General features: G+C 34.3%; 3 protein-coding genes. 2 read left to right on the top strand and 1 reads right to left on the bottom strand.

Going from position 1 to position 5,258, the window contains the following annotated elements; genetic code table 11:
- Positions 1 to 37: 37 nt before the first annotated feature.
- Together DWV68_RS12770 and DWV68_RS12765 are read left to right on the top strand one after the other, a co-directional pair.
- Entirely contained in the window at positions 38 to 1,204 is a 1,167-nt protein-coding gene (locus tag DWV68_RS12770; protein ID WP_442970109.1) for a restriction endonuclease subunit S, read from the top strand.
- Between the two features lie 6 nt (positions 1,205 to 1,210).
- Positions 1,211 to 4,171, top strand: a complete 2,961-nt coding sequence (locus tag DWV68_RS12765; RefSeq protein WP_118665967.1) for a type I restriction endonuclease subunit R — start codon at positions 1,211 to 1,213, stop codon at positions 4,169 to 4,171.
- Positions 4,172 to 4,235: 64 nt separating this feature from the next.
- Here the strand turns inward: DWV68_RS12765 and DWV68_RS12760 are convergent, their stop codons facing one another.
- Positions 4,236 to 5,168: a site-specific integrase gene (locus DWV68_RS12760; protein WP_118665965.1), complete on the bottom strand. Its 933-nt coding sequence runs from the start codon at positions 5,166 to 5,168 to the stop codon at positions 4,236 to 4,238.
- Between the last annotated feature and the right edge of the window lie 90 nt (positions 5,169 to 5,258).

The raw sequence follows: 5,258 nt of genomic DNA, 5'->3' as shown, positions 1-5,258 counted from the left end.
TTGGGAACAGCGTAAGCTCGAAGAAATTGTAGAAAGAGTGACTAGAAAAAATCAAGATTTAGTATCTGAGTTACCGCTTACAATATCGGCACAATATGGTCTTATTGATCAAAATGAATTCTTTGATAAACGTGTGGCAAGTAAAGATGTTAGTGGCTATTATTTGATTTATAACGGTGAATTTGCATATAACAAGAGTACATCTACCGATGCTCCTTGGGGGGCTATAAAAAGACTCGATAAATATGAAAATGGCGTATTATCAACGCTTTATATTGTGTTCAAGATAAGAAATGAAGAAGAAGTAAATTCCGATTTTCTAGTAACTTATTATGATACTAGTAATTGGCATAAAGACATTCAGGCCATTGCAGCTGAAGGAGCTAGAAATCATGGATTGTTGAATATTGCACCAGCAGATTTCTTTAAAACAGAATTGATGATGCCACAAGATATTGATGAGCAGAAAAAGATTGGAGATTACTTCAAGTCACTAAATGACCTTATCACCCTTCATCAGCGTAAGTGTGATGAAACAAAAAAATTGAAGAAATATATGTTACAAAAAATGTTTCCACAAAAAAATGAGAAAAAACCAGAAATACGATTTGCGGGATTTACGGACGATTGGGAACAGCGTAAGTTGGGAACACTATGTTCACTTATCACAAAAGGAACTACTCCAAAGGATAAGTCTGGTAATGGCGAAGTGAATTTTGTTAAGGTAGAAAATATAGATACTGATAATGGAGAAGTTACTTCTATGTCAAAGATAAGTGTAGAAGAACATGAAGGGTATTTAAAGCGTTCAAGACTTGAAGAGAATGATATTCTGTTTTCCATTGCAGGAACATTAGGACGTGTAAGTGTCGTAAAACCAAGTATTTTACCTGCAAATACGAATCAAGCACTTGCAATTATAAGAACTAACGAGGGATATATTCCATATCTCACAACAGTATTGAAAGGACCTGCTGTAGAGGATTTTATAAGAAGAAATCCTACGATTGGAGCACAACCTAATTTATCGTTAGAACAAGTAAACAATTTGGATATTTCATATCCTGAATATGATGAACAGGTTAAAATAGGTGACTATTTTGCATTGTTAGACAACCTTATCACCCTTCATCAACGTAAGTGTGATGAGATAAAAGAAGTTAAAAAATTTATGTTGCAGAATATGTTTCCACAGAAAGGATAAGTGATTATGGCAGAGTTAGAATCAATAATTGAAAAACGGCTTATAGGGCAGTTGTGCAGCGGTGAATCGCAATGGACATATCGACCGGATTTAAGAACCGAAGAAGATTTGTGGAATAATTTTAAATATATACTTGAACAGAATAATAAGGCAAAGCTTGATGATATTCCACTTAGTGAATCTGAATTTGCAAAGATAAAGAATGATGTATCACATGCTTCTTTTTATGATGCTGGAAAGTGGATGGTTGGAGAAAATGGTAAGGTATATGTTCATGTTCAAAGGGGAAGTGAGACACTTCATCTCGTAGTAATGAATAATGAACATGTTGCTGGAGGCTCAAGCGTTTATGAGGTAATAAATCAGTATCAGGCATTTAAGGAGGAAAATGATGAGAGTGGAAGAGATAGACGATTTGATGTAACTCTTCTAATTAATGGAATTCCGGTAATTCATATTGAATTGAAAAATAAAGAACATTCTTATATGGATGGATATCGCCAGATAAAGAAATACATAGCAGAGGGAAAATTTCATGGTATCTTTTCGAATGTTCAAATGTTTGTAGTTAGTAATGCTATTGATACCAAATATTTTTCAGCGGCCAGAGACACAGAATTAAATAAAAAATTTTTGACAGGATGGATTGATAGAAAAAATATTCCAGTGAGCGATTATATTGATTTCGCACAGGCTGTACTTAGAATACCAGAAGCGCATGAGATGGTAACAAAATATATTGTACTTGATAATGATAAGAAAAAGTTACTCATATTAAGACCATATCAGATTCACGCAATTGAAGCAATGCGCGAAGCTTCAAAGGCTGGAAAATCTGGATTTATTTGGCATACAACAGGTTCTGGAAAAACAATGACATCTTATAAAGCAACAAGAAATCTTTTGATGGATATACCGTCTATTCAAAAGACAATCTTTCTGATTGATAGAAAGGATTTAGATTTGCAGACAAAAGGTGCATTTCAATCATATGCCAATAATGATACAATTGATGTAGATGATACAGAGCATGTTGGAAGTTTGATAAAAAAACTGTCTGATGATAACCGGCAGATGATTGTAACCACGCGGCAAAAGATGCAGGTTATGATTAACCGGCGTCTCAAAGAGGGTACGAAAGAATATGACAAAATAAAGGCATTAAAAGTTGCATTTGTTGTAGATGAATGTCATAGGGCAGTAACGCCACAGACCAAACGGGACATAGAGAGATTTTTCAGCAATTCAATTTGGTTTGGATTTACTGGAACACCGATATTTGATCAAAATAGTTATGAGCAAAAAGGGGATTTGCCACAGACTACAGAGGAATTATATGGACCATGTCTCCATAGTTATACAATAAAAGAAGCTATTCATGATGGTGCGGTATTAGGATTTAATGTTGAGAATCTTGGACCTAAAGATATACCAAAAGAGGAAGAAGAGAAGTATTATCATAGTGAAAATCACATGCGGAATGTCCTGAATATAATTATCAACCAGTCCCTTTCTAAATTTGGAATGCAAAATGGAAGAGGAAAAACCTATGAGGCGATGCTTACGGTTGAGTCAATAGCCGTTGCACAAAAGTATTATGAGATGCTTTTGAAAATTAAATCAGGTGAAGATGAACTGAAAATTAGTGATGAAGTAAAAAAAGCTCTTCCAGATTTCCCTAAAGTAGCAATTACATTTTCAGTATCCGAAAATGAAGAAGCATCACAAGCTAACCAGGAGGCTATGAAGAGATATCTTGCCTATTATAACAAGATATTTGGAACAAAATATACAATTGATGGTCTTAGTGCATATAATGGTAATTTAAATGATAGACTGGCGAGAAAAGAAAAACGTTATACAGATAGAGAACAACAGATAGATATTGTAATTGTTGTAGACCGGTTGCTTACTGGATTTGATGCACCGTGTTTATCAACACTTTTTATTGACAGACCACCGATGAGTCCTCAGGGTTTGATACAGGCATTTTCAAGAACAAATCGTTTGTATGACCAGAATAAGGAGTATGGACAAATTGTTACATTTAGAAGCCCAAAGGAATACAAGGAGAAAATAAATAATGCACTTGTTTTGTATTCAAAGGGTGGTATAGGACAAGCAATTGCGGAGGATTGGGATACTGTTTTTAACGACTTTATCTTATCATTAAAGACGATACGAACTTTTGCTCCTGAGCCGAGTGATGTGATGGGATTATCTAAGAAGCAAAAGAAAACATTTATTAAACTATTTCGAGATTTAGATCATGATTATGCACATTTAAAATCATTCTCGACATTTCAACCTCAGATGTTGGACAAATTTGATTTTAGTCAGGAAATATACGAAGATTATGCTGCAGTTTATAATAATGTGATGGAAGAATTAAAGAAAGATCCACCAGATGATACGGATGATGACCCGATTAGAGATGATTATGATTTAGTAGCATATAGCAAGTTTAAGATAGATTTTGAGTATATTGTCGAATTACTGCAGGGATTTGTTGAATTTTTGGATCAAAAAGATAATGAATTTGATGAGGTTGAATTTGAGCACAAGCTTTTACAATTAAAAGAGATTGTAAAAGAATTTGCTGAGGATAATCCTAGATTGAGTGAGTTATTATTACAGGTATTAAACGAAATTGAACAGGATAAAGCCAGATTTATGGGGCAGGATGTTTCAGTTATTATTAATCAAATGCGTTATGCTGCGATTGATAAAGAAATAGAAAAGTTTGCAACGAAATGGTTTGTTCCGTTTGATGATGTAAAATATGAGGCATATAATTATAAAGATGGTGAATTGGCAAATGAAAATAAATTAAAAGAACTTGCTGATTATGCATTGTATAAAGATACAACTTTGGATGCACTTCCTAAATTTAAATTTAATGGAGCACTTATAAGAGATTTTAAAGAAGTGCTTATGCCGGAAATAAGCCCATTAATTGAATCATAGTTATAGAAAGCTTGTAGCATATTGCTACAAGCTTTCTATTATCATAAAGGCGTGCGTATAGTTGTTAGTTCAAATTTGATAAAGATCTCATGATTAAATCAATATCTTTGCTTTCAAGTTCTTGTATGATATGTAAATAAGTTTTTTGGGTCGTTGTCATATTAGAGTGACCTAATCTTCTTGCGACACTTGCGATAGATACACCAGCAAACAGTAGGAGAGAAGCGTGAGTGTGTCTAAGCCCATGGATAGAGATGATTGGTATTTCTACTTCTTTACAATGTCTGGCAAGAATGTTGTTTACCGTGGAATTATAAATTTTGCCTTTAACAAAAATAGGTTCGTCTTCTGGTAATTGTTTTACAAGTTCCGCAAATTGCATTACCGTTTGCCAGTCTAATGGAATTTTTCTAATAGAAGATTTATTTTTCGTAGGAAGAAAGCCGCTGTGATTCTTATAATCCCAGGTTTTTGAAACGGAAAGCATTTGGCGTGAAAGGTCAAAATCTTTTGGTGTAAGAGCCAAGGCTTCAGAAAAGCGCATTCCAGTTTTTGCAATTAGTAAAATGAGCCAATCCATATTTACTTCTGATTTTAAATCAAGATTATCTAGTAATTTGTGAAGTTCATATTGGTTGAGGTATTTTGGCTTTTTTTCTCTTGGAGTTTTCCCTTTGATAATAGCCTTGCGCGTTGGGTCTCTTTGGATAAGTCCTTCATCAACAGCATCTAGGATTGCACATTTTAGATGATGATGAAAATCCATGGTAGTTTGCCGTTCATGAGAAGTAGCATAGTCGTTAAGAAGTTTTTGATATGCAAAACGGTCAAGATTACCTATAGTCAGTTCTGGAGTGAGCCTTTCAAGCCACTGATGAGCCATATTGTATTTGCTCATAGTAACGGGGCGGATAGCACCTTCTTTATAGACTGTAATCCATTGCTTGTAATAATCACAGAATAGGGTAGTAGCGTTGTTAGTTGTCGTTGTATTCATTTGTAAGTCCTCCTTTTTTTATGGTGATACGCACGCCGATGAAGGGTGATAAGGTCATTTAGTGACTTGAAGTAATCTCCAATCTTTTTC

This window comes from Roseburia sp. AF12-17LB, from assembly GCF_003479605.1.
GTDB classification, from domain to species: Bacteria; Bacillota; Clostridia; order Lachnospirales; family Lachnospiraceae; genus Roseburia_C; species Roseburia_C amylophila.
Note: the sequence above shows the minus strand (reverse complement) of the source record. Positions and strands in the feature narration are given on the sequence as shown.

What these genes read in the sequence shown, in the direction of transcription:
- DWV68_RS12765 (WP_118665967.1), top strand. Translation starts at nt 1,211, where the DNA reads ATGGCAGAGTTAGAATCAATAATTGAAAAACGGCTTATAGGGCAGTTG.
- DWV68_RS12760 (WP_118665965.1), bottom strand. Translation starts at nt 5,168, where the DNA reads ATGAATACAACGACAACTAACAACGCTACTACCCTATTCTGTGATTAT.